Genomic DNA, 22,600 nt, shown 5'->3' on the forward strand with positions numbered 1-22,600 from the left:
CTTATGATTTCTGCTTTTATTCTATCTCCATGATAATTGGCAGAATCATAGGATTTCTCTTCGTCTTCTTCCAGATAAAATCACCCAACGAATCTTTAATTTCATTCTTCATCTTATTCCAGTCAGCATTGCTTCTACTTAAACTCTTCTCCAAAGCACGCTCAACAACAACACGGGCTTCCTCCATCAGATTCTCTGATTCTCTTACATATACAAAGCCTCTGGATACGATGTCAGGCCCCGAAAGAATCTGATTGCTGAATTTCTCTAAGGATATCACTACGATGATCAAACCATTCTCGGATAGGAGCTGTCTGTCACGTAGTACAATATTGCCTACATCACCAACGCCAAGGCCATCAACAAGAATACCCTGTGCCGGTACTTCACCGGTTATTCCGGCTCTCTCACTAGATAAAGTGAGAACATTACCGGAGGATAGGATAAAAATATTATCCTTCGGAATACCTAATGTTTGTGCCAGCTCAGCATGACGAATTAAGTGTTTATATTCCCCATGAACCGGAACAGCATACTTTGGTTTAACCAAAGAATAGATTAATTTAATTTCTTCCTGGCAGGCATGACCGGATACATGGGTATCCTGATAGATTACTTTTGCACCCTTCATGGATAATTCATTAATTACCTTTGACACTGCTTTTTCATTACCAGGTATCGGAGTAGAACTTAAAATCACGACATCTCCCGGTTTGATTGTTACTTTTTTATGAATGGAAGCCGCCATACGTGGTAATGCAGCCATGGATTCTCCCTGACTTCCCGTCGTAATCAGTACCAGCTGTTCATCAGAATAATTCTTCATCTGTTCAATATCAATCAACATATTATCTGCCATCTTGATATATCCATGCTCCACTGCGGTCGTAATAATATTTACCATACTACGGCCTTCAATCACTAATTTTCGATTATATTTTGTCGCAGAATTGATAATCTGCTGAATACGATCAACATTGGATGCAAACGTTGCAACAATAATTCGTTGCTTTGCATTGTCAGTAAATATGGTATCGAACGTCTTTCCTACTGTACTTTCTGACATTGTATATCCGGGACGCTCTACATTGGTACTATCACAGAGTAATGCGAGTACTCCTTTTTTACCAATCTCTCCGATTCGTTGCAAGTCAATTGGCTGGCCAAAAACCGGTGTATAATCCACCTTAAAATCTCCTGTATGGAATAAAATACCCGCCGGTGTAAAGATTGCAAGCATTGCTGCATCTGCAATACTATGGTTTGTCCGAATGAATTCAATACGAAAACATCCCAAATTAATGGACTGACCATATTTGATAACTTTACGTTTTGTGCTTTTTAGCAGATTGTGTTCCTTTAACTTTGTTTCAATAATTGCTGTGGTAAGTCTGGTAGCATAAATCGGAACATTAATCTCCTTTAATATATACGGTAATGAACCAATATGATCTTCATGTCCATGGGTAATAACAAAACCCTTGACTTTACTAATATTGTCTTTCAGATATGTCACATCCGGAATTACCAAATCAATTCCGAGCATGTTGTCCTCTGGAAAGGATAATCCACAATCTACAACAATAATGGAGTCCTCATACTCAATTGCAGTGATATTCATACCAATCTGCTCTAATCCGCCTAACGGAATAATCTTGACACCGTTTATATTAGTCGGTGTACTTGCTACTTCAACTGTCTGTTCCTGTTCCTTGTCTTTTTGTTTTTCTTTCAAAAATTGCACCTCCAATGGTTTAATATGTACTAATTTATCCATTAACTAAGTGCATACGATATGATGCTTTTCAATAATATGCCATATAATAATATAGCGATGTTTCAAATTGAATCGCATGTAAACCAAACCGCGTAAACGGCTTTATGTTCATTCATTAGATTGAATAGTTTTATTACTTAAACAATTTTTACAATGACCATATAATTTCACCTTATGATCAACAACTTCAAACCCCAAAGCATCTTTGATTCGAGTTTCCAAAATCTCCAATAAATCATCTTGAAAAGCATAAATGCTTCCGCAGTCCAGGCATATCAAATGATGATGATGGTGGCTAGTATCCGTTTCATTCATTTTACTGATTTCATATCGTACATAGCCATCATCCAGAATTAATTTATCAATCAAATTTAAATCTGATAACATTTGAATTGTCCTGTAGACGGTTGCCATTCCTATATCGGGATATTTTTCCTTAACAAAATCATATATCTCTTCCGCTGTCAAATGTATCCCCGGTCTGCTACTCAAAACTTCCAATATAGCAACTCGTTGAATAGTTACCTTGAGTCCGTTCTGTTTTAATAACGCTTTGAACTGTTCCTGTGTATCAGGCATCTCATCACCTATTTTCATCTAATCATATCTATGCAATTATGATAATTCTATATCATCCAATAACTCTTTAAAAATTCCCGCCACGAGTTCCAACTCGTGATCGTCTTCTACTATATCATAAATCGCTTCTTCATCCGTTTCTTTCGAAATATCCTTCAGAATTAGCGCCTCTGCATCTTCTTCCTCTTCACTGTCCGTACTAACCAATAGATAATCACTCCCACCAAGTCGAGTCTGTTCGATTACCTGAAATGTAACCTCTTCCCCATCCTCCGTAGTAAAAACAATCTCATCGGGCTTATTGCTCATATTCTCCTCCTTGATGTATATCAACATCGTTCTCTTTCTTCTCAAAGCTCAATTTATCAAGGTATCCCTGCAGAATCAATACTGCAGCAAGCTTATCCACTACTTTTGCTTTTTCTTCATAATTCATTCGGGTCTGAGATAATACCTGATGAGCTGCTACTGTTGTAAGTCTCTCATCCCAAAGTATCACCTCAAGCCCTGTTCTTTGCCTGAGTTTTTCCGCGAACTCTTCTGACTTTACTGCTCTCTCACCGACCGTGTTGTTCAAATGTTTCGGATATCCTAAGACAATCGTACCTACTTCATACTGTGCTATTAATTCTTCTATTCTAGCTAAGGTCTGACGTAATTTATTCTCCTGCTTACGGCGAATCACTTCAATACCCTGCGCAGTCAAGAAGAGTGCGTCGCAAATTGCTACGCCCACTGTAACAGAACCGTAGTCCAGTCCCATAATTCTTTTCACTAAAAATCTCCATTCCTGTTACACGACCAATTTATGGCTGTAACTGTAAAAATCCGATGCATGAAACAACATCATGCCTTCTTCTGTTTATTATTTACTCGAACTGATGTCTTTATCAATGTAATAACGTAACAATTCTTCAATAATTTCGTCACGTTCTACTTTCATGATCAGACTCCTGGCTCCTTTATGACTTGTTATGTAGGTTGGATCTCCAGACATAACATATCCTACGATTTGGTTTAGTGGATTATATCCTTTTTCAGTTAAAGCAGCGTATACAGTCCTTATAACGTCACTTACAACGATCTCTTTATCCTTATGAACTCTAAAATATTGAGTATTGTTTATTTTTTGCATTGAATCACTTCCTCTTTCACCGATAGTCTGCTACAATTTACCGTCTATTGTTATTATTATATTAATATATTTATGGAAAAAATTCAATGCATTATTTCACAAAGCAGAATTTCTTCTGTTAATTTATTACATACCTTGACTTTTTTTATCCGATTTGACAAATCCTGATTACATTCTACGGCCATTTTTAAATATCTTTCCGTATGTCCTATCTGATATTTTTTATCCTCTATCGTAACCTCTTCTTCAAAAAGTACTCGTTCCATTCTGCCCATAAAATTAGCTTTATATTCGTCTGACATCTGAACTGCGATCGAAATCAATTCGTTGCTTCTCTTTGTTTTAATATCCTCCGCAACTTGATTCTGCATCACAGCTGCTTTTGTACCGGCTCTTTTTGAATATTTAAATACATGGATTTGGTAAAAACCTACCTTGCGAACAAAATTTTTCGTTTCTTCATATTCATCCTCAGTTTCCCCAGGGAATCCTACGATTATGTCCGTTGTAAATGCGGGAAGTTCAAAGTAGCGTTTAATCAGCTGTACTCGTTCATAGTATTCTTCAGAATTATATTTACGATTCATTCTGCTTAACACGGTATCGCTGCCACTTTGTAAGGATAAATGAAAATGAGGACAGAACTGCTTCACCTTACTGATTACTTCTAAAAACTGCTCCGTTATAATTCTGGGCTCCAAGGAACCTAATCGTATCCGCTCTATACCAGGAGTCATACCGATTTTACGAATCAGTTCCGCTAAAGGCTCACTATTTATCTCTGATCCATTTTCCTGCTTCTCTCCATTAAAATCACTTCCATAAGAGGAGATATGGATACCAGTTAGTACTATCTCTTTATATCCTTTCTTAACAAGCTCACTAATCTCACTCAGAATCTCTTCTTCTCTTCTACTGCGAACCCTTCCCCTTACATACGGGATAATGCAGTAGGAACAAAAACGATTACATCCATCCTGAATCTTAATAAAGGCTCTGGTCTTCTCCATGGTAGTAATAACATTCAATTCCTCATATTCCATTTGCTCATTAATATCAACAATAAGTTCTTCCTTCTCATTGGTACTCTTGCAGCGTTCTACCATCTGAACGATATCACCCTTTTTATTGTTGCCTACTACCAAGTCTACAGCGCTATCCGCTAACAACGCTTCTTCCGATGCCTGTACATAGCAACCTACCGCAGCAATAATTGCCTCCGGGTTTCGTTTTTTCGCCTGATGTAGCATCTGACGGGATTTTCGATCTGCAATATTGGTTACAGTGCAGGTATTTACAACATAAACATCCGCTTTTTCTTTAAATTCGATTATATCATAACCGGCTGCCTCAAACATTCCTCTCATCGCTTCTGTCTCATAGGAATTTACTTTGCATCCGAGGCTTAAAAATGCTGCCGTCTTCTTCATGTACGTGTGATTCCTTTCTTAAAATCATAAACTTTTATTTCATTCCGATTTATCTAAAAATTCTTTCCTGTCATATACAACTTTTCCTCATATTTTTATGAACTTTGTATATTGACTTTTAATTTGCTAAATTATAGTATATACATATATATAATTTAAGGAGGATTTTTTATGAAGACAGTTAAAATATCATTAAATTCAATTGACAAGGTTAAAGCTTTCGTAAACGACGTTACAAAATTCGATACTGATTTTGATTTAGTATCCGGTAGATACGTAATAGATGCAAAATCCATCATGGGTATTTTCTCTCTTGACTTATCTAAACATATTGATTTAAATATCCATAGTGACGAGAATTTAGATTCCGTTCTTGCAATCTTAAAACCTTATATCGTTGACTAATTACTTTTTAAAAAGGTCGCCCAATGAATGGGCGTCCTTTTTTTTACAACAAATCTCTATTTATCTACCCTACTTGTACCACTTCAACTGTATTTAAAGCAGTTTCTATCATTTCATTAATCTTTTCATCCAACTTCTTCTCAGAATTATTAATCACCTTAATGCTAGGTCTAGTTACCGGATGTTTTGCTACGAATATCGTACAACAATCCTCAAATGGTAAGATAGAAGTTTCAAAGGTATCAATCTTTTGAGCAATCTCTACAATATCCTTTTTGTCAAATGCAATCAACGGACGATAAACAGGCATGTTGCATACCTCATTGGTTGCTGCAAGGCTATACATCGTCTGGCTAGCTACCTGACCGATGCTTTCACCGGTAATCATTCCGAGGCAATTTTCCTGCTCCGCTAAACGCTCCGCAATCTTCATCATATATCTTCTCATGATAATAGTCAATTCTTCGTGAGGGCATTGATCATATATATATAATTGAATATCAGTAAAATTCACTACGAAGAGCTTAATTTTACCGGTATATTTTGAGATTTTCTCTGCGAGATCTACCACTTTTTGCTTTGCTCTGTCACTGGTATATGGCGGTGCATGAAAATAAGTCGCAGACAAGGATACACCACGCTTTGAGATCATATATCCTGCCACCGGACTATCGATACCACCGGATAACAATAACATAGCTTTGCCGTTCGTTCCAACCGGCATTCCACCCAGACCCGGAATTACAATCGAATATACATAACACTTTGAACGCACTTCAACCGTGAAACGAACCGAAGGATCATGTACATCAACCTTCATCTCAGGAAATCTTTTCAAGAGATAGGAACCCATCTCAATGCATATCTCCGGTGAGGTCAATTTATACTTTTTATCTGCACGCTTTGCCTCCACCTTAAAGGTGATATTGCGATCCGGATACATTGCCTCCACATAATCGCCTACTCCTTTGGTTAATGCCTCCCATTCTGAGCTTTCAAGCACAGCCACAGGACAGAAGGAAGAGATGCCGAATACCTTAGATATCGCTGAAACAGTTTCTTCATAATCATATCCATCTGGACATTCTACAAAGATTCTTCCCTGTTCCTTGCTTACCATAAAATCTCCCAATGGTTCTAATGCTTCCTTAACCCTATCCCTTAAGGCGTTCTCAAAGAGATAACGATTGTTCCCCTTTAATCCTATTTCTGCGTACTTAATTAAAAATGCTTTAAACATATTGTCCTCCAGTGTAAATTAATGCTCTTCTTGAGCTTAGTGGCTTGTACTATTTTCTAGTATATCTTCTTAAAATCGGAACAATCTGACGCAGTTGTTCCAATGTATATTCAATCTCTTCTTCATTCGTTAATTCCGACATCGAAAATCTTATCGTTGATTCCATCAAATCCTTAGGTAATCCAATCGCTGTTAATGTAACGCTTGGAGTCGGATGATGGGAGCTGCATGCTGATCCGGAAGATACATATATCCCTTTATCCTCAAGAGAATGCAGTAACACCTCACTACGCACTCCCTGAAAGCTTACATTCATAATATGTGGAGCTGTAATCTTGAGTTGCTCCATCTCAAAATCCTTCGTACACTCCAGGGGGAGTCCGTTGATTGTAACCCCATCTATCTCAGAAACACCCAGAAGGAACTTCTGTTTTAAATGATACATCCGTTCTATTTTGATATCAAAATCCTGATACAGCTCACTAACCGCTTGTCCAAGGCCTGCGATTCCAGACACATTCTCTGTTCCTGAGCGTAGCCCTCTTTGATGACCACCGCCGAATAACACCGGTTTTATTTTTACTTTCTCATTCACGTATAAAGCACCGACCCCTTTGGGTCCATGTATTTTATGTCCGCTAAAGGATAAGAGATCAATTCCCATTCTCTTTGGATGTATTCTGTATTTACCAAATGCTTGAACTGCATCCACGTGGAGAATTAGATCCTTCTTACGTGACTTAAGCTGTGTTGCAATCTCTTCTACATCCTGCACAGACCCAATTTCATTATTCACATACATAATTGATACCAATATTGTGTTCTCTTTCACCAGTTCATACAGTTTTTCTTTGATTAATCTACCGGTGGAATCCACCGGCGCAAAGCTGATTTCAAATCCGTTCTCTTCAAGGTATACCAAGGTCTGGTGAACAGACGGATGCTCTATTCTAGAGGTTATAATATGATTGCCACGACGCTTGTTAGCCATCGCAACACCAATCAACGCCAAATTATTTGACTCAGTACCTCCTGAGGTAAATAGAATTTCCTTCGCCTCTACCTTTAGACTATTTGAGATAATGGAAGATGCATCCTTCATATACTGTTCTGCCTTAACGCCCATGCGATGCATGGAAGAAGGATTGCCATAATCCTCACAAAGCGCCTTCATCATAATATCTCTGACTTTATCCGTTGCTCTAGTTGTTGCTGAATTATCTAAGTATATCTCCATTTGTAACTCCATTCTGCCATTTGGTTCTATTCTTTTGAAGTATTTTTAAAACAGTATAAGGGTTGACGCTCATTTCTCCCTCCTTCGTATCCGTATTGACATAGATACCAAGGTGTAAATGAACATCAAACTTACCCTTCGTTCCTTCAGGACCATATCCGGTATCACCCATAAATCCAAGTAATTGTCCGGCTATGACCTTATCTCCTGCTTTCAATTCCGGAGCATAAGAATCCAAATGTGCATAATAAAAATAACCATTATGGGGAGATCGGATTCCAACGCGGTAACCGCCCTTATCCAGCCATCCCATCTTCTCAACTACTCCATCCGTGATACTTACCACGGGGAAAAAGCCTCTTTTATTATTAGAAGCCATGACATCTGTACCTTCATGTGTCCGATTCCCACCATAAGTCCGTGGCTGACTCCATGAATCAACGTAGAAGATATCGGCACTTTGATTTTCGATTGTCGGAATCGGAAAGTAAACCAAGTCCGATAAAATCGCCTGATTGTACTTGTATAATTCTATAAATTTTGAATTCTGTACTACTCTACCGATACCACGATAAAAGGTATACTCATCCATCAGATCATGTTTCTTTAACTGATACTTATTTTCCATCATGCTAAAGGTAAGATATCCGATTTGATTAACGTATTCATTATTTTTCAGCACCGAATGTTTCTTAATTACATCCTCAGCTCTTTTATTTGACTGATTTAATAGCTCTTCATTCAAATAATAACTTCGATAATTATCATAGTCAATATCCTGTGAAGTTATTCCCTTGATTTTATATTCAGAATCTAATAGTCTCAGCTCATAACCGAATATCACCAGCACTATACTTAGCACTGCTAACACAAACAGAATTTCACTACGTAATGGCCTTTTATCATACTTCATGCGCTTCATTATCATTGTCTCACACTCCTCTAGTTCTCCATTATCCCTTTACCGGTAATATATTACTGCGGAATAATTGGACACCTAATTATATGGTAATATGAGTTGCAATATAACAAAACGCATGAAACTATTGTTATTTTCAATTAATTACTAATTCGTAGTTGAATCTGTTTTGTTTTTCGCAGAGGTATTATCCGTACCTTCTGATGCAGGTGTTGGTGTTGGATCATCAAAAATAAAGTTATGAAGCGCTACAATATTCTTTGGAAGATCGGGAACCACAACATCCATACCACGTATTTTAATTCCATCCTGAAAGGCACCATCAACCGGAATACGTAACTGTTGAATCGTCTGAGTGTTCATACCCATATCAATAAATGAATTTAACAATCCCTGGAATGTCTCGTTATTTATATCAGTTGTAATCATGTGAAGGAAGTCAACCATCATGGCTGCAAGCTCTGTTTTACTTTTAGCCTTGCATTTTTCAAATATCGCATTGAGAACAATTCTGTGTCTGTCTGTACGTCCATAATCATCGTTTCTTCCCGTAATAGTGGAGGTATGTCGGATACGAGCATATCCGAGTGCCTGATTTCCATTAAAGTGATTTAAACCTGCTTTTACATTTCGATACTTCTTATTTGAGATATAATTCGTGGTATTTAAATACTCTGCTTCATTCGGTTTCAGAGTAACATCGATACCTCCAATACGATCAATAATTTTTTCAAAGTTATCAAAATTTACTTTCACACAACCGTCCAGTTTAATATCAAAGTTTAACGCAATTGTCTCATAGAGGAGATCCAAACCGCCCTTAGCATAAGCCGAATTCAACTTATTATCGTTATAACCGGGAATTTGAACATAACTATCTCTCATTAATGAGGTGAGTTTTAAAGTCTTATTCTTTGTATTCATTGTTGCGATAACAATAACATCCGTGTGCCCGCGTCCATCAGCCATCCCGATAGCTTCTTCTCCGAGTAAAAGAATGTTATATACACCATCTTCATGTCTTCCTTCTCCAGGATGGGAAGGCCATGTAATAGTTGCCGGATCCACTTCAGGTGCATCGGAATTCTTATCTTCTTCATCAATAACGTCTTCATCCGTTGCCACATTTGAATTATCGTCAAACTTATGCGTCATCCCACTCCATAAGGCACCGCTAAGATTAACACCCATCTTTACTAAGAGATTATTACCCGGAGGTGTAAATACCAGAAACACTCCAATCAAAAGAACGGTTAGTAATGTAGCTCCGAATCCGATTAATACTTTTTTCAACTTCTTCTTCTTTTTACCTTGCTCCGTGGATATTACGATCTCATCGCTAATCTGCTTTGCCAGAGAAGATTTAATGTCCTGTAATTCATCTTCAATTTCTTCGTCTTCTAGCACGTTAGGTGTATCGACTAATTTTGAAGATGGATTATTTTGTGCATCGTTTATTACTTTCATATCTTCTGACTGAACATCTTGAACAGCACCTTCTACCTGCTTTTGCACGTCTTCCTGTGAAAAAACATCTGTATCCCCCAATGCCTTTTCAATATTCTTACTAAAGTTTTCACTGAATTGCTGATCATCGAAGTCAAATTTGGAATTATCCTTACTCATGTTTTCATCTCCTATTTCATTACTTATCCCCAAGCAACCCCATTATAGTAACCTTGAACGTGAGAAATTTACGCAATAATTCTTTCCTTTAAAACTTTTTCCAAGAATTGATAAACCCTGATTGTAGAGGAGATACTTGCATTTTCCTCTATCGTATGCACTTTAGTGATATCAGGTCCAATGGAAACGATATCAATTCCCGGCATCTTCTCATAGATCAATCCGCACTCAAGTCCGGCATGAATGGCTTCTACTTTCATATCGTGGCCATACATCTCGTTAGAGAGCTTCTGAAAATGATTACGAAGTGGCGATTCCTTTTGGAATTCCCAAGCGGGATATTCCGCACGAACCATATAATCCCCTCCCAGAAAACTGGTCATATAGTTCAGTTTATTACTAATAAAATGTTTGTAGCTACTTTTGGAACTACGTACCGAGGTACAGAATTCCACGATGTCTTCTGATGTCTTAAATATACCAAGATTTAATGAACTTTCAACTAAACCTTCAATATCCGAACTCATTGTTTGAACTCCATATGGCATGTTAACAAGGAAGAACAACATCTTCTCATAGGAAACAGGATGTAATACCTCTATGGTGTCATCTCCCATATCCTCAACCGAGAAATTCATATCCGGTTCACTCGTTGCCAATTCTTTTTGATATTTCTGCATGAGCTCGGTAATATCCTTCTTTATACACTCGTACTCTGAATTCAAATCGGTTGCAGGAGCCTCATCCTTCACAGGTATTAATATATCAGCGTTGGCCTCACGAGGAATAACATTATCCTTAAAGCCGCCCTGCATATCAATTAATCCATAAGCATGCATCTCACGCAAATCAAATAGTAATCTTCCCAATAACTTTGTGGCATTCGTACGATTACAGCCAATCTCTATACCGGAATGTCCACCTTTTAAACCGCCGATACTGATTTTTACTTTTTTACCGTAATCTGACACTCTTTTTATTGAAAGCGTACTGGTACCGGTAAGTCCGCCAGCACAGCTGCAAAGTAAGTATCCTTCTTCCTCTGAATCAAGGTTAATCATATATTTTCCTTGAAGCTTGGACAAATCAAGCATCTTCGCCCCAAACATTCCTACTTCTTCATCGGTTGTAAGAATTGCCTCAATTCTTGGATGCTCTAAGCTATCATCAGCCAATACAGCCATAATATATGCTACTGCGATTCCATTATCGGCACCTAATGTTGTGCCATCTGCATGCAGAAGATCGCCTTCCACAATTAGTTTGATCTCATCCTTTAAGAAATCATGAGTATGTTCCTTTCGCTTTTCACACACCATGTCCATATGACCCTGAAGTATTATCGCCGGCTCATTCTCATATCCTTTAGAAGCATTTTTTATTATGATAACATTGTTCGCTTCATCTTGTGTATATTCTAAATTATGCTCTTTCGCGAAGGTAACCATATAATCACTGATTGCCTTTTCATTCCCGGAACCCCTTGGTATTTTTGAAACCTCACTAAAATACTTAAATACTCCTTTATAGTCCATCTGTGCTAAGCGATCGTCCATTGCAACTCATGCCTTTCTAATTAATATTGTTATTTTACTGAATACTTGTGAAAGAACCGTGAACTAAAGCGATTGTCATAAAATACACTTTAATAGACGACAATGTCTTTAGCCCGGTTCATATATTTTATATAATAGATCTTTAGTTTTTAAAGCTGTGAATTGGTGCAGGTATTCTTCCTCCACGATTGATGAATGCATCACATCCAAACGGATTTACCTTCATAACCGGTGCATAACCTAATAAACCACCGAACTCTACACGGTCACCAACGCTTTTTCCTATTACAGGAATAATACGTACTGCTGTTGTCTTTTGATTAATCATACCAATTGCCATCTCATCCGCAATGATACCGGAGATTGTTGTAGGTTTAGTATCTCCAGGAATTGCAATCATATCCAGACCAACGGAGCATACACAAGTCATTGCCTCTAATTTTTCAATTGTCAAAGCTCCAATCTCAACCGAATCAATCATTCCCTGATCTTCACTGACAGGAATAAAAGCTCCGCTTAAGCCACCCACATAAGAGGATGCCATAACACCACCTTTTTTCACCTGATCATTTAATAAGGCTAAAGCCGCAGTAGTACCGGGAGCACCTACATACTCTAATCCGATCTCTTGCAATATCTCTGCCACACTGTCACCGATAGCCGGTGTTGGTGCGAGGGATAAGTCAATGATTCCAAACGGAATATCTAGTAATCTGGAAGCTTCCTGCGCTACCAGCTGACCAACACGGGTAATCTTAAATGCGGTCTTCTTAATCGTCTCACAAAGAGTCTCAAAGTCAGCACCACGAGCACTTTCCAATGCTACTTTTACAACACCTGGTCCGCTGACACCCACATTAATAACTGCATCTCCTTCGGTAACACCGTGGAATGCACCCGCCATAAATGGATTATCATCCGGAGCATTACAGAATACAACTAATTTGGCACAGCCGATGGAGTCCTTTTCCTTCGTAAATTCTGCGGTTTCAATAATAATCTCTCCAATAAGCTTAACCGCATTCATATCAATACCTGTTTTTGTCGAACCTACGTTAACGGAACTGCAGACGCGCTCTGTTTGACTGAGAGCTAACGGAATCGATTTAATCAAGAGTTCATCACTTACCGTCATTGCTTTACTAACAAGTGCAGAGTAGCCACCGATAAAGTTTACACCTACCGTTTTAGCTGCTCTGTCCAGAGTTTTCGCAATCGTAACATAATCCTCAGAAGTCTTACATGCGGATGCACCTACCAAGGAAATTGGGGTGATGGAAATTCTTTTATTTACGATTGGGATACCGTATTCTCTTTGGATCTTATCACCGGTTGAGACCAAATCCTTAGCTACCGTAGTGATTTTATCATATATTTTACGATTTAACTCGTTTAAATCAGGATCTGCACAGTCAAGTAGACTAATACCCAAGGTTATAGTTCTAACATCTAGATTCTCTTGCTCAATCATCTTATTAGTTTCGATGACTTCATGTATATTAATCATATTTCCTCCATTTCAGTACGTTCTGTGAAGTGGATTTTTTTCCATTATACGACAGAATCACAGTCTCACGATTCTTATCCTATCATATAAATGTCACATCACGTCGTCCTATTTGTCAAATAGTTGTATTATATTCTGTGCATCTTATCAAAGATATCCTCGCGTTGAGTTTTAATGATAACGCCGATCTCTTCTCCCATCTTACCTAATTCATCTGATATTTCATCAAATTCCTTATTAACATTTGTCAAATCCACAACCATCATCATATTAAAGAAGCCCTGTACGATTGTCTGGGATATGTCTAAAATATTAATACGATTATCAGCAAGATAAGTACAAACCTTCGCTATAATTCCTACAGTATCCTTACCTACTACTGTTACTACCACTCTCTTCATGCGAGAAATCCTCCTTTATATTAGGAACTGAGCCATTACCTTAACACAGTCCGTTTTATCCAAGTAATAAAAATGTATAAAATCTATAGTCAATTATATCCATAATCACACATGATAACAGATTATTAATATAATAGAAAGTACCAAATCAATTTAAATTTTAACCATATCATAAATATTATTAAATAAAATCCATGAAATTTATTCAAAACCTCTAATCTCACCTAACGATTACCACAAAAAGCCTAAGCCACTACCTAAAGCAAGATCATCTCAGAAGGCTGTTCCCTATGTGCAACCACTACGTTTTGAGCCGAAAAATCGGTTCCACGATTCATTAATTCGCAGCATACCGTCTCATATGCCAACTCTTCATAGTTATTTTCCTTGCTAAGATGCGCTAGCAAAATATGTTTTAAATTAGGGTGAATCAACTTGCTGATCAAATCTGCTGAAGTTTCATTGGATAAGTGACCACGATCCCCTAAAATTCTCTGCTTTAAATAATACGGATATTTACCAACCAACAACATATTCACATCATGGTTTGCTTCTATAAATAAAATCTCGGAAGAGTCCAGTTTAGATAATATGTAATCGTCATACTTTCCTAAATCTGTTGCTAATCCTATCTTATGTCCTTCTGACCTCATTGTATAACAAACCGGATTTGAAGCATCATGGGAAGTAGAAAACGGTTCTACCTCAATATCATTAATCATAAAAGCCTCATTCGGTTCTATATGATGAAACAACTCCTCCGAAATTGCTCCCAGACTCTTAATGTTCTGAATGGCTTTCGCTGTTTCATAAGTGGCATAAATTGGTATGTGATAACGACGTGCAAGGATACCAAGCCCCTGAACGTGATCCGAATGCTCGTGAGTAATTAGGATGCCCTGTATCGTATCCGGCATAATATCAATACCGCTTAATCCATTCTCTATTCTTTTCGCACTTACACCAGCATCCACTAAAAGGTTTGTCTGATTACTACCTACATAGATACAGTTTCCGCTGCTGCCACTTGCAATACTGCATAATTTCATGTCGATTTCCTACTCTCATCTATATGGGCTATAAAGCGCAGCCTACTACTAAATATTATCTAAATGAGTATCCCTCATTTCAAGATTTTTGTCAAGAAAATTTGAAGAAGTTGTGAATTACGCTTGGGGAGGGCTGGTGAGATGGGATAGGTTGTGAGGTAGGGGGAGGGAGATGGATATGGCATGTATTTCGGATGAAGTTTACATCCTTGCGCTTTCGTCCGCGACAGTTATGACATGTAAACATGTCAACCTGTCTCGGACTTACGCTTAGGATGACTTCATACGAAATACATGTTCCATACTCCATCTCCCTCCCCCTACCGCAAAGTCTACGAACAAACCAGAAAAGATTTGACTAAATCTAGTTTACTAATTATTCAAATTTGGTTCTTTACTTTACTAACTTATCTTTACATATTATAACCCAGCGCTTATCACCGTAAGCAACATAGAGTACTTTCTCGGTATATCACAGACTCAAAAACAGGACTTGCCTTAAGCAAGCCCTATTTTGTAAAACGGGAGGAAATACTCTATTAAATATGAAATAAACCGCTATCGCTATTACTCCGTCTTACCGCCTTCAACCACGATCTGGTCTGCTGTAAGGTCAGCCGGGAAGCTATCCTTTAAAGTAGTATCATAGATCTTGTGGAAGAACTGCTCGTCATTTAACTTACCTTTGATTAGATTATTTACATAATCTAATAATTCTTTATTCCCTTTCTTAACAGCTCCGGCGATAAAATCTTTGTTTCCTAATTCTTTAATACCTACGGTGTAGCCGGCGTTCTTTTTCGCCCAGGAAAGTAATAAGGTATTATCCTGTGCAAATGCGTCTGCTCTACCTGTTGTTAATGCCTGGTAACCATCTGTAATTGCATCAATTTTAAGTAGTTTTACATCCGGTGCATTCTTCGTAAAGTATGCATCTGCAGTCGTACCGGTGTTTACAGCAAGTGTTTTACCTTTTAACTGGTCAACCGATGTGATTGGTGTTTTATCACTAGAAACTACGCCGATAGAAACCTTCTCATAAGGAAGTGTAAAGTCAACATCTTTTGCTCTGTCTTCCGTTACAGTAAAGTCTGCCAGCTGTAAATCTACCTTATCTGTCTGTAGATAAGCAATTCTGTCACCAGGGTTCATCGTTACCCAAGTAATTTTCTTCTCATCACCAAGAAGCTCTTTTGCAATTCTCTTACCTAATTCAACATCATAACCTTTGAATGTTCCATCAGCATCCTGGTAGCAGAACGGTGCATCATCAGAGAAGATACCAATCTTGATTGTACCTGCTTTCTTAATTGCGTCAATTGAGCCAGGTGCACTCTTATCATCAGATTTTGAAGAGCAGCCAACGAGGCCTACCACTAATACCAAACTCATAAGTAATACTAAAACTTTTTTCATCCTTATCTCTCCTTTAATATTGATTTATATAAAATATTTTCATATTAAATATTTCTACTTCATTTTAAAGCACAAAATCCTGATTAATATTTAAAAATCTCTTCGCTTCCTCTGTCTCCGGTGTACTAAAGAACTTATCCGGCGTATTTACTTCAAGGATTTTTCCATTTTCCATAAATACAATCTTATCCGAAACCTTTTCGGCAAATTCCATCTCATGTGTTACTATGATTAGGGTAAGTCCGTGGTTCTTAAGACCTTTGATAACATCCAGTACTTCTCTTACCATCTCAGGATCTAATGCAGCTGTAACCTCATCAAACAGGATAATCTCCGGATTCATACATAAGGCTCTGCATATAGCGACTCTTTGTTTTTGTCCACCGGACAGTTCTCTCGGATAAGCGTATTTCTTTTCCGATAAGCCTACCCGTTCCAAGAGTTTTAACGCTTCTTCGGTGGCTTCCTTTTTACTTCTCTTCTCCACTCTCATAGGTCCCAGAATAATATTATCAAGAACAGTCATATGTGGGAAAAGATCATAGCTTTGAAATACCATCCCAATTTTTTTTCTTACCTCTATCCAGTCCGAATAATTGGCTCCGGGTTTGGTAATCAATTCATCATTTAGATAGATTTCTCCGGAATTAATCTTCTCCAGACCGTTGATACATCGTAACATGGTGGATTTTCCGCATCCGGAACGGCCTAGTACTGCTATGATTTCACCTTTATTGATATCGAAATTGATATCATTTAAAACTAGAGTTTTATCAAACGATTTCTTTAGATTTCTTATTTTCAAATGCATATTTCTTCTCCTTGAATTATTCAATTATGAAATCACTGAAACTTTTTTCTCCAAAAATCTTGCAAGTAGTGATAACGGGTAACAGAGGCAAAAGTATAAAATCAACAAGAACAAATACATTGTAAAGGAAATGATGCTGTTCGGATTGTTGTAATAAACTACCTGTATCACACTCTGCGAAACTTTTAACAGCTCCGGAACTCCAATCAAGAATATCAGAGTCGTTGTCTTAATCAAGCGAGTCGCCAAATTGACAATTGATGGTGTCACTCTGATTATGATCTGTGGAATTAACACATACGTGTACATCTGTCTTTTTGATAAACCAATCGCCATACTTGATTCAAACTGGTTAATCGGAAGACTTTTAATATAACTTCGAACTAAATCTCCTATTTCAAAGGAACCCCATAGGGTAAAAACCAGTAATGAAATTTCAACATTGTCGGTTTGAATTTTAAAGATATAAGACAAACCAAAGAAGAAAATAAACAGCCAAATAAGCGGGTGAATCAAGCGAAAAGCTTCTAAAAATATTCTCAATATAATATTTAGGAGCTTATTCTTCGAGGTCATAAGCACACCTAATATAAACCCGAATATTATTGATAAAACCAATGAAATTCCTGCTATTTTAATAGTAATCAGCATACCTCCCATTAATCTTGGAAGGGCTTTTATTATGTAATCAAGACCCAAATTCTGCAAAGCGAACCTTCCTTTCTAATCTGGAGAATATAAATGACATCGGTATCAGGATGATTAAGTAACTAATGACGGTCATTGCTGCAACCGGCATAATCAGATCTGCTCTCAAGCTAATGATTGCAAATGCTTGATATACGATTTCCGGTAACAGGATAATCTTCATAGCAGAAACTTCCTTTGTCAAAAATATTGCATTATTGTTGAGTGCCGCTATTGAGATTACAATCGCCTGCGGTATGATCAGAAAAACGATGGTGTCAAACTTTGATAGCCCAATTGCAGAAGCAAGCTCCCTTTGATTTCTTGGGATTGCTTTAATTCCCGAATAAATTGCCTCACACATATATGCACCTCCCAAAAGGGATAATACAATTACGGAGCACATGTAACTATCCAGCTGAACGAAGATTTTTGGTAATCCATAAAAGATGAAGTACGCCTGTATCAAAGATGGAGTATTTCTAAAAAACTCTACATAAATATGAATGATGGTTTTAAGAATGGGTACTTTATAAAACAATGCGATGCTGAATAATAATCCGATTGTGAATGCTATAACAATGGATATTAACGCAATTACAACTGTTACAAGGGATGCTTTTGCGAAAATAGGAAACAAATCAAAAACGCTGTGAATTTGCATACATATTACCTCAATTTTTAGTTTAATAAAAATGATAACGAACGATTAATCTTAGTTTTAGCAGCTGCAAACCGACTATTCATATAATTCATATAAATCATATATGTTTTATGTTATTTATTATAATTCAATTTTTCCTTTTGTCAATACTTTTTTTAGAATATTTTTAGAATTATTAATTCCTATTTATATCGAATAACCGGTTCCATTAATATATCGAAATACAGCATAAAGGGCCGATACGAAAGATTCATTTTACACAGGATGAAATCCTTTAAATTAATCTTTTACCGCCCCTTAATATGATATTAGTGTATAATTTCAACCCTTTCATATTGTAAATGTGGTTGCACGCAACTCATGGTATAGTCAATCCAGCATATAATTTAATATTTAACATAAATGATTTTAATTAGGAATTTTTATAAAGATTTTTACTGAAATAACGATCTCCTCGATCTGGGAACAAGGTAACAATCGTTCCCTCCCCGATTTTGTATGCCAACTTCATTGCACCGGCCAGTGCTGCTCCTGAGGAGGAACCGACAAACATCCCTTCTTTCCTCGCAAGGATACGGGCACCTTCAAAAGCCTCCTGATCCGATATTTTAATCACCTCATCTACCAGCTTCATATCCATGGTATCAGCGATAAAATCATTTCCGATTCCTTCTATATTATAATCACTATGTTTTCCGCCTCCCATTGTGGAGCCGACTGGATCAGCCAGTATCCCTTTTACGTTTGGTATCTTTTCTTTTAAATATTTAACGATGCCTGAATATGTCCCTCCACTTCCTGCTCCTGCGATGAAGTAGTCAAGCTTTCCATCCAAATCGTCATATATCTCTCTTCCTGTTGTCTCATAGTGTGCCAATGGGTTTGACGGATTCTCAAATTGCTTTAAAGATACCGAGTTTGGAATTTCATTTAATAATTCTTTGGTTTTCTCCTCTGCTCCAAGCATTCCATTTTCTCTTGGTGTATTAATGATTGTAGCTCCAAGTGCTCTTAGTAAAACCTGCTTCTCTTCTGAGAATTTGGTTGGAACAACAAAGATGATGTGATATCCTTGATTTAAAGCAGCCATCGCAATACCCAGCCCGGTATTCCCTGCGGTTGCCTCAATAATAGTTCCCCCGCGCTTTAGAATCCCCTTGCACTGTGCATCGCGAAGCATATATACCCCAATCCGATCCTTAACACTACCGGAAGGATTCCAATACTCTAATTTGGCAAATAATGAAACCTGTTCCGGTACATCGATATGATTTAGCTTTACAAGTGGAGTGTTTCCGATTAATTCTTGAATATTTTCATAATACATAACTATTCGCCTCCAATCTCATAAGATATTATTCTATTTTTGCCTGTTTTATTGCATGTTGCAAATCCTCCAGAATGTCATTACCATCTTCAATCCCGACCGATAAACGAATCAGAGCATCCGTAATTCCTACCTTTTTTCTTATTTCTTCAGGAATCGATGCATGCGTCATTGAGGAGGGGTGACAGATTAACGATTCCACCCCGCCAAGACTTTCTGCTAAAGCAATAAGTTCAAGTCCATCATAGAATTTTCTGATATCAATTCCATCCTTAAGCTCAAAAGCTATCATAGCTCCCGGACCGTTTGCCTGTTTTTGTTGAATAACATACCCAGGGTCACTTTGTAGACCCGGATAAAATACATTTTTTATATCTTCTTGGTAGCTAAGCCAATTTGCAATTTTTATAGCATTCTCCTGATGACGATCCATTCTCACTCCTAATGTTTTAATCCCCCGAATCAGTAAAAAGGAATCAAACGGTTGAAGTATCCCTCCAGTAGCGTTCTGAATGAAATATAATCTCTTTGCGAGTTCCTCATCCTGAACAACCGCCAGCCCCGCAATCAAATCACTATGTCCGCCTAAATACTTGGTTGCACTATGAACAACGATATCAGCTCCCAGCGTTAAAGGCTTTTGCAAATACGGCGTCATAAAGGTATTATCCACAATCAAAAGCTTCTTATATCGGTGTGTAAGCTCTCCAACCGCCACAATGTCAGTGACAGTCATCAGAGGATTTGCAGGGCTTTCAATAAATACGGCCTTTACATCACTTGTAATGGCGTGTTCCAGTGCATCCAGGTTTGTTGTATCTACTATCTCATAGGATATTCCAAAGGGACGAAAGATTTTATCAATCACTCGAAATGTTCCACCATATACATTTTCAGATATCAGTATCTTATCACCTGTTTCAAATAACTGAAGAACTGCTGTTGTTGCGGCCATTCCAGAAGCAAATGCAAATCCGAACCTCCCCTCCTCTAGATCTGCGATCAAATTCTCCAAAGCCTCTCTCGTCGGATTGGCAGTTCTTGAATATTCATATCCCTTATGTTCACCTAGATGTACCTGCTTATAGGTGGAGGTTTGATAAATAGGGACATTGACTGCACCTGTTGTATCATCTCCATCCGTACCACCATGAATTAGTTTCGTTAAAATACTCTTATAATGACTCATACCCTTCTCCTTTTCTGAACTACTTATTGTTTTTGCAGCAACAAAATCAACAAATAAAAAACAGGTAGCAGCAATGCACCTGTTTACCTATTTTGTCTTCCAAACAAAATATCTTTTTGTTTATGAAAAGTCCGGTTTCGCAAACGAAAGGAATAACAGGTCAAGATTTATTTATTTTTTCTTGCCTGCGACAACAACCCGAACTATAATTGTACATTCGCTCCATCTGCTTCATTTTCATTCCTACTTTTCATAGATATTTACTATACAATATATATATTCAATTCATAAAAAAATGTCATCATTTTTAATTTAATTATTTTATATCGCAATAGAATAAACCCTAATCAAAGATAATGTAACCACCTTTCCTCCAATAATTAATTATACAAAGTTTTCACCTTGCTAATATTAAAATTATTAGGTATTTGCATACGAACTCCGAACAATATAAAGCGCTAATTGCAACCATTTCTATTGCAGGTTTTTGCCATTTTCTATATACTTAATAAAGTATTAATCAAAGCACCAAAGTTATCTCGCACAACGATGAAGTAAGGAGTTTTTCATGAAGGTAGTTGTATTTGAAGTAGAATTATTAGGGTCAAAGGAAGAGGATTGGGAAAAGTTAAAGGAGCATCCGAAAGTGACTTCTTTTACCAAGCACGTCAATGTCAGTGAGTCTGAAATTATAGACAAAGCGAAGGATGCGGATATGGTCATCACCAATTGCGGAACGTATCGTGCAGAAACACTGTCTGCCTTACCCTTTCTGAAATATTTAGGGGTTATGACCACCGGTTATAACCATGTTGATTTAGATCTGGCACATATGAATAATATTATCGTAACCAATATCCCTGCCTATGGAACGATGTCAGTAGCGCAGCATGTTATGGGTCTATTGCTGGAGATCTGCTGTAAAGTAGGATTTTATAATGAGGCGGTAAAAAGAACCTTTTGGCAGGAGGAAGACCGGTTTATGTTCCGTATCGGGCGTCAATTTGAATTATCCGGAAAGACGATGGGAATATTTGGCCTAGGAAATATCGGCTTCGCTGTAGCAAAGATGGCTCAAGGCTTTGGTATGAATGTTATCGCTTATTCTCGTTATAAAAATCCGGCGTATGAGAATAACTCTATCGAATATATAACCAAGGATGAGCTCTTTGCCCGTTCGGATGTTATCTCGTTGAATGCATCTCTCTCAGAAGATACTTACCAAATAATTAATGATGAAACTATCTCTAGAATGAAACAGGGTGTCATCATCTTGAATACCGCCCGTGGGGAAATGATTGACGAAGAAGCTCTTGCACGAGGAATTTATAACGGAAAGGTTTATGCCGCAGGTCTTGATACACTTTCGGAGGAACCGCCAAAGCCCAGTAACCCGTTGCTCGGTTTACCACAGTGTATTATCACCCCACATATGGCTTGGTCTACGCAAGAAGCCATGAAGCGAATTATTCAAACCTCTATTGACAATGCCCTTGCATATTTAGATGGAGCACCAATCAATGTTAGATAGCGAAGGAAGTCATTTGTGTGGCTAAAGTAACGTGACTCTCTTCCTATGATATTTGAACAAATCTAAAAAAGACTGTCCCGGAATAATCACATTTCCTGAATCAGTCTTTTTCTT

22 protein-coding genes are annotated in these 22,600 nt (G+C 37.6%); 2 read left to right on the forward strand and 20 right to left on the reverse strand.

Translation table 11 applies throughout. The features are described from left to right. Positions 1-16 precede the first annotated feature (16 nt). From AC6IWN_RS10250 to mtaB, 6 genes are all read right to left on the reverse strand, one after another. On the reverse strand, positions 17-1,669 hold the full coding sequence (locus AC6IWN_RS10250) for a ribonuclease J (protein WP_497992196.1): 1,653 nt from the start codon (positions 1,667-1,669) through the stop codon (positions 17-19). Between the two features lie 216 nt (positions 1,670-1,885). Then, a complete protein-coding gene (locus tag AC6IWN_RS10255; RefSeq protein ID WP_497987317.1) occupies positions 1,886-2,374 on the reverse strand; it encodes a Fur family transcriptional regulator in 489 nt (162 codons plus the stop codon). A gap of 18 nt (positions 2,375-2,392) precedes the next feature. After that, on the reverse strand, positions 2,393-2,665 hold the full coding sequence (locus AC6IWN_RS10260; protein WP_497987318.1) for a DUF1292 domain-containing protein: 273 nt from the start codon (positions 2,663-2,665) through the stop codon (positions 2,393-2,395). Beyond that, the gene (ruvX, locus tag AC6IWN_RS10265) at positions 2,655-3,119 is read right to left on the reverse strand and encodes a Holliday junction resolvase RuvX (RefSeq protein ID WP_497992197.1); all 465 of its coding nucleotides are present in this window, start codon (positions 3,117-3,119) and stop codon (positions 2,655-2,657) included. The genes AC6IWN_RS10260 and ruvX overlap by 11 nt, the downstream gene beginning before the upstream one ends. Positions 3,120-3,221: 102 nt before the next feature. After that, positions 3,222-3,491, reverse strand: coding sequence for an IreB family regulatory phosphoprotein (locus tag AC6IWN_RS10270; protein ID WP_497987319.1), 270 nt, complete (start codon positions 3,489-3,491; stop codon positions 3,222-3,224). A gap of 83 nt (positions 3,492-3,574) precedes the next feature. Beyond that, positions 3,575-4,921, reverse strand: a complete 1,347-nt coding sequence (mtaB, locus tag AC6IWN_RS10275) for a tRNA (N(6)-L-threonylcarbamoyladenosine(37)-C(2))-methylthiotransferase MtaB (protein ID WP_497987320.1) — start codon at positions 4,919-4,921, stop codon at positions 3,575-3,577. 171 nt (positions 4,922-5,092) lie between these two features. Between mtaB and AC6IWN_RS10280 the strand changes: the two genes are divergently transcribed. Further along, entirely contained in the window at positions 5,093-5,326 is a 234-nt protein-coding gene (locus AC6IWN_RS10280) for an HPr family phosphocarrier protein (protein WP_497987321.1), read from the forward strand. Positions 5,327-5,390: 64 nt separating this feature from the next. On the opposite strand, the gene thiI is transcribed toward AC6IWN_RS10280, so the two are convergent. The 14 genes from thiI to AC6IWN_RS10350 all read right to left on the reverse strand — a co-directional run bounded on the left by thiI (position 5,391) and on the right by AC6IWN_RS10350 (position 20,955). Beyond that, positions 5,391-6,566 carry a tRNA uracil 4-sulfurtransferase ThiI gene (gene thiI / locus AC6IWN_RS10285; protein ID WP_497987322.1) on the reverse strand — a complete coding sequence of 392 codons (1,176 nt, stop codon included), beginning with the start codon at positions 6,564-6,566 and terminating at the stop codon, positions 5,391-5,393. Between the two features lie 49 nt (positions 6,567-6,615). Further along, positions 6,616-7,803: a cysteine desulfurase family protein gene (locus tag AC6IWN_RS10290; protein WP_497987323.1), complete on the reverse strand. Its 1,188-nt coding sequence runs from the start codon at positions 7,801-7,803 to the stop codon at positions 6,616-6,618. Continuing rightward, entirely contained in the window at positions 7,784-8,731 is a 948-nt protein-coding gene (locus AC6IWN_RS10295; protein WP_497987324.1) for a M23 family metallopeptidase, read from the reverse strand. The genes AC6IWN_RS10290 and AC6IWN_RS10295 overlap by 20 nt, the downstream gene beginning before the upstream one ends. A 138-nt stretch (positions 8,732-8,869) precedes the next feature. Continuing rightward, positions 8,870-10,348, reverse strand: coding sequence for an LCP family protein (locus AC6IWN_RS10300; RefSeq protein WP_497987325.1), 1,479 nt, complete (start codon positions 10,346-10,348; stop codon positions 8,870-8,872). Positions 10,349-10,416: 68 nt separating this feature from the next. Continuing rightward, positions 10,417-11,904 (reverse strand): aminoacyl-histidine dipeptidase, encoded by a 1,488-nt coding sequence (locus tag AC6IWN_RS10305; RefSeq protein WP_497987326.1) that lies wholly within the window; start codon positions 11,902-11,904, stop codon positions 10,417-10,419. 142 nt (positions 11,905-12,046) lie between these two features. Then, positions 12,047-13,411 (reverse strand): PFL family protein, encoded by a 1,365-nt coding sequence (locus tag AC6IWN_RS10310; protein ID WP_497987327.1) that lies wholly within the window; start codon positions 13,409-13,411, stop codon positions 12,047-12,049. Between the two features lie 128 nt (positions 13,412-13,539). After that, a complete protein-coding gene (locus tag AC6IWN_RS10315; protein ID WP_497987328.1) occupies positions 13,540-13,812 on the reverse strand; it encodes an ACT domain-containing protein in 273 nt (90 codons plus the stop codon). A 257-nt stretch (positions 13,813-14,069) separates the two neighbouring features. Then, a complete protein-coding gene (locus AC6IWN_RS10320) occupies positions 14,070-14,861 on the reverse strand; it encodes an MBL fold metallo-hydrolase (RefSeq protein WP_497987329.1) in 792 nt (263 codons plus the stop codon). A gap of 567 nt (positions 14,862-15,428) precedes the next feature. Continuing rightward, positions 15,429-16,277 (reverse strand): transporter substrate-binding domain-containing protein, encoded by an 849-nt coding sequence (locus tag AC6IWN_RS10325; protein ID WP_497987330.1) that lies wholly within the window; start codon positions 16,275-16,277, stop codon positions 15,429-15,431. Between the two features lie 64 nt (positions 16,278-16,341). Next, positions 16,342-17,088 carry an amino acid ABC transporter ATP-binding protein gene (locus AC6IWN_RS10330; RefSeq protein ID WP_497987331.1) on the reverse strand — a complete coding sequence of 249 codons (747 nt, stop codon included), beginning with the start codon at positions 17,086-17,088 and terminating at the stop codon, positions 16,342-16,344. Positions 17,089-17,112: 24 nt separating this feature from the next. Continuing rightward, positions 17,113-17,796, reverse strand: a complete 684-nt coding sequence (locus AC6IWN_RS10335) for an amino acid ABC transporter permease (protein ID WP_497987332.1) — start codon at positions 17,794-17,796, stop codon at positions 17,113-17,115. Beyond that, positions 17,777-18,439, reverse strand: a complete 663-nt coding sequence (locus AC6IWN_RS10340) for an amino acid ABC transporter permease (protein ID WP_497987333.1) — start codon at positions 18,437-18,439, stop codon at positions 17,777-17,779. Before AC6IWN_RS10340 ends, AC6IWN_RS10335 begins: the two co-directional genes overlap by 20 nt. Before the next feature lie 412 nt (positions 18,440-18,851). Then, positions 18,852-19,766, reverse strand: coding sequence for a PLP-dependent cysteine synthase family protein (locus tag AC6IWN_RS10345; RefSeq protein WP_497987334.1), 915 nt, complete (start codon positions 19,764-19,766; stop codon positions 18,852-18,854). Positions 19,767-19,794: 28 nt separating this feature from the next. Further along, positions 19,795-20,955: a trans-sulfuration enzyme family protein gene (locus tag AC6IWN_RS10350; RefSeq protein WP_497987335.1), complete on the reverse strand. Its 1,161-nt coding sequence runs from the start codon at positions 20,953-20,955 to the stop codon at positions 19,795-19,797. 568 nt (positions 20,956-21,523) lie between these two features. Between AC6IWN_RS10350 and AC6IWN_RS10355 the strand changes: the two genes are divergently transcribed. Then, complete coding sequence (locus tag AC6IWN_RS10355; protein ID WP_497987336.1) at positions 21,524-22,486, forward strand: NAD(P)-dependent oxidoreductase; 963 nt, start codon at positions 21,524-21,526, stop codon at positions 22,484-22,486. Positions 22,487-22,600: the final 114 nt, after the last annotated feature.

This window comes from Variimorphobacter sp. HTMS_6 (genome assembly GCF_059717775.1).

Bases quoted from the DNA above. Each gene is read 5' to 3' on its own strand.
- AC6IWN_RS10350 (WP_497987335.1), bottom strand. From the start codon at position 20,955: ATGAGTCATTATAAGAGTATTTTAACGAAACTAATTCATGGTGGTACG.
- AC6IWN_RS10345 (WP_497987334.1), bottom strand. From the start codon at position 19,766: ATGTATTATGAAAATATTCAAGAATTAATCGGAAACACTCCACTTGTA.
- AC6IWN_RS10320 (WP_497987329.1), bottom strand. From the start codon at position 14,861: ATGAAATTATGCAGTATTGCAAGTGGCAGCAGCGGAAACTGTATCTAT.
- AC6IWN_RS10300 (WP_497987325.1), bottom strand. From the start codon at position 10,348: ATGAGTAAGGATAATTCCAAATTTGACTTCGATGATCAGCAATTCAGT.
- thiI (WP_497987322.1), bottom strand. From the start codon at position 6,566: ATGTTTAAAGCATTTTTAATTAAGTACGCAGAAATAGGATTAAAGGGG.
- AC6IWN_RS10280 (WP_497987321.1), top strand. From the start codon at position 5,093: ATGAAGACAGTTAAAATATCATTAAATTCAATTGACAAGGTTAAAGCT.
- AC6IWN_RS10270 (WP_497987319.1), bottom strand. From the start codon at position 3,491: ATGCAAAAAATAAACAATACTCAATATTTTAGAGTTCATAAGGATAAA.
- mtaB (WP_497987320.1), bottom strand. From the start codon at position 4,921: ATGAAGAAGACGGCAGCATTTTTAAGCCTCGGATGCAAAGTAAATTCC.
- AC6IWN_RS10325 (WP_497987330.1), bottom strand. From the start codon at position 16,277: ATGAAAAAAGTTTTAGTATTACTTATGAGTTTGGTATTAGTGGTAGGC.
- AC6IWN_RS10260 (WP_497987318.1), bottom strand. From the start codon at position 2,665: ATGAGCAATAAGCCCGATGAGATTGTTTTTACTACGGAGGATGGGGAA.
- AC6IWN_RS10355 (WP_497987336.1), top strand. From the start codon at position 21,524: ATGAAGGTAGTTGTATTTGAAGTAGAATTATTAGGGTCAAAGGAAGAG.
- ruvX (WP_497992197.1), bottom strand. From the start codon at position 3,119: ATGGGACTGGACTACGGTTCTGTTACAGTGGGCGTAGCAATTTGCGAC.
- AC6IWN_RS10340 (WP_497987333.1), bottom strand. From the start codon at position 18,439: ATGCAAATTCACAGCGTTTTTGATTTGTTTCCTATTTTCGCAAAAGCA.
- AC6IWN_RS10315 (WP_497987328.1), bottom strand. From the start codon at position 13,812: ATGAAGAGAGTGGTAGTAACAGTAGTAGGTAAGGATACTGTAGGAATT.
- AC6IWN_RS10310 (WP_497987327.1), bottom strand. From the start codon at position 13,411: ATGATTAATATACATGAAGTCATCGAAACTAATAAGATGATTGAGCAA.
- AC6IWN_RS10255 (WP_497987317.1), bottom strand. From the start codon at position 2,374: ATGAAAATAGGTGATGAGATGCCTGATACACAGGAACAGTTCAAAGCG.
- AC6IWN_RS10295 (WP_497987324.1), bottom strand. From the start codon at position 8,731: ATGATAATGAAGCGCATGAAGTATGATAAAAGGCCATTACGTAGTGAA.
- AC6IWN_RS10290 (WP_497987323.1), bottom strand. From the start codon at position 7,803: ATGGAGATATACTTAGATAATTCAGCAACAACTAGAGCAACGGATAAA.
- AC6IWN_RS10330 (WP_497987331.1), bottom strand. From the start codon at position 17,088: ATGCATTTGAAAATAAGAAATCTAAAGAAATCGTTTGATAAAACTCTA.
- AC6IWN_RS10305 (WP_497987326.1), bottom strand. From the start codon at position 11,904: ATGGACGATCGCTTAGCACAGATGGACTATAAAGGAGTATTTAAGTAT.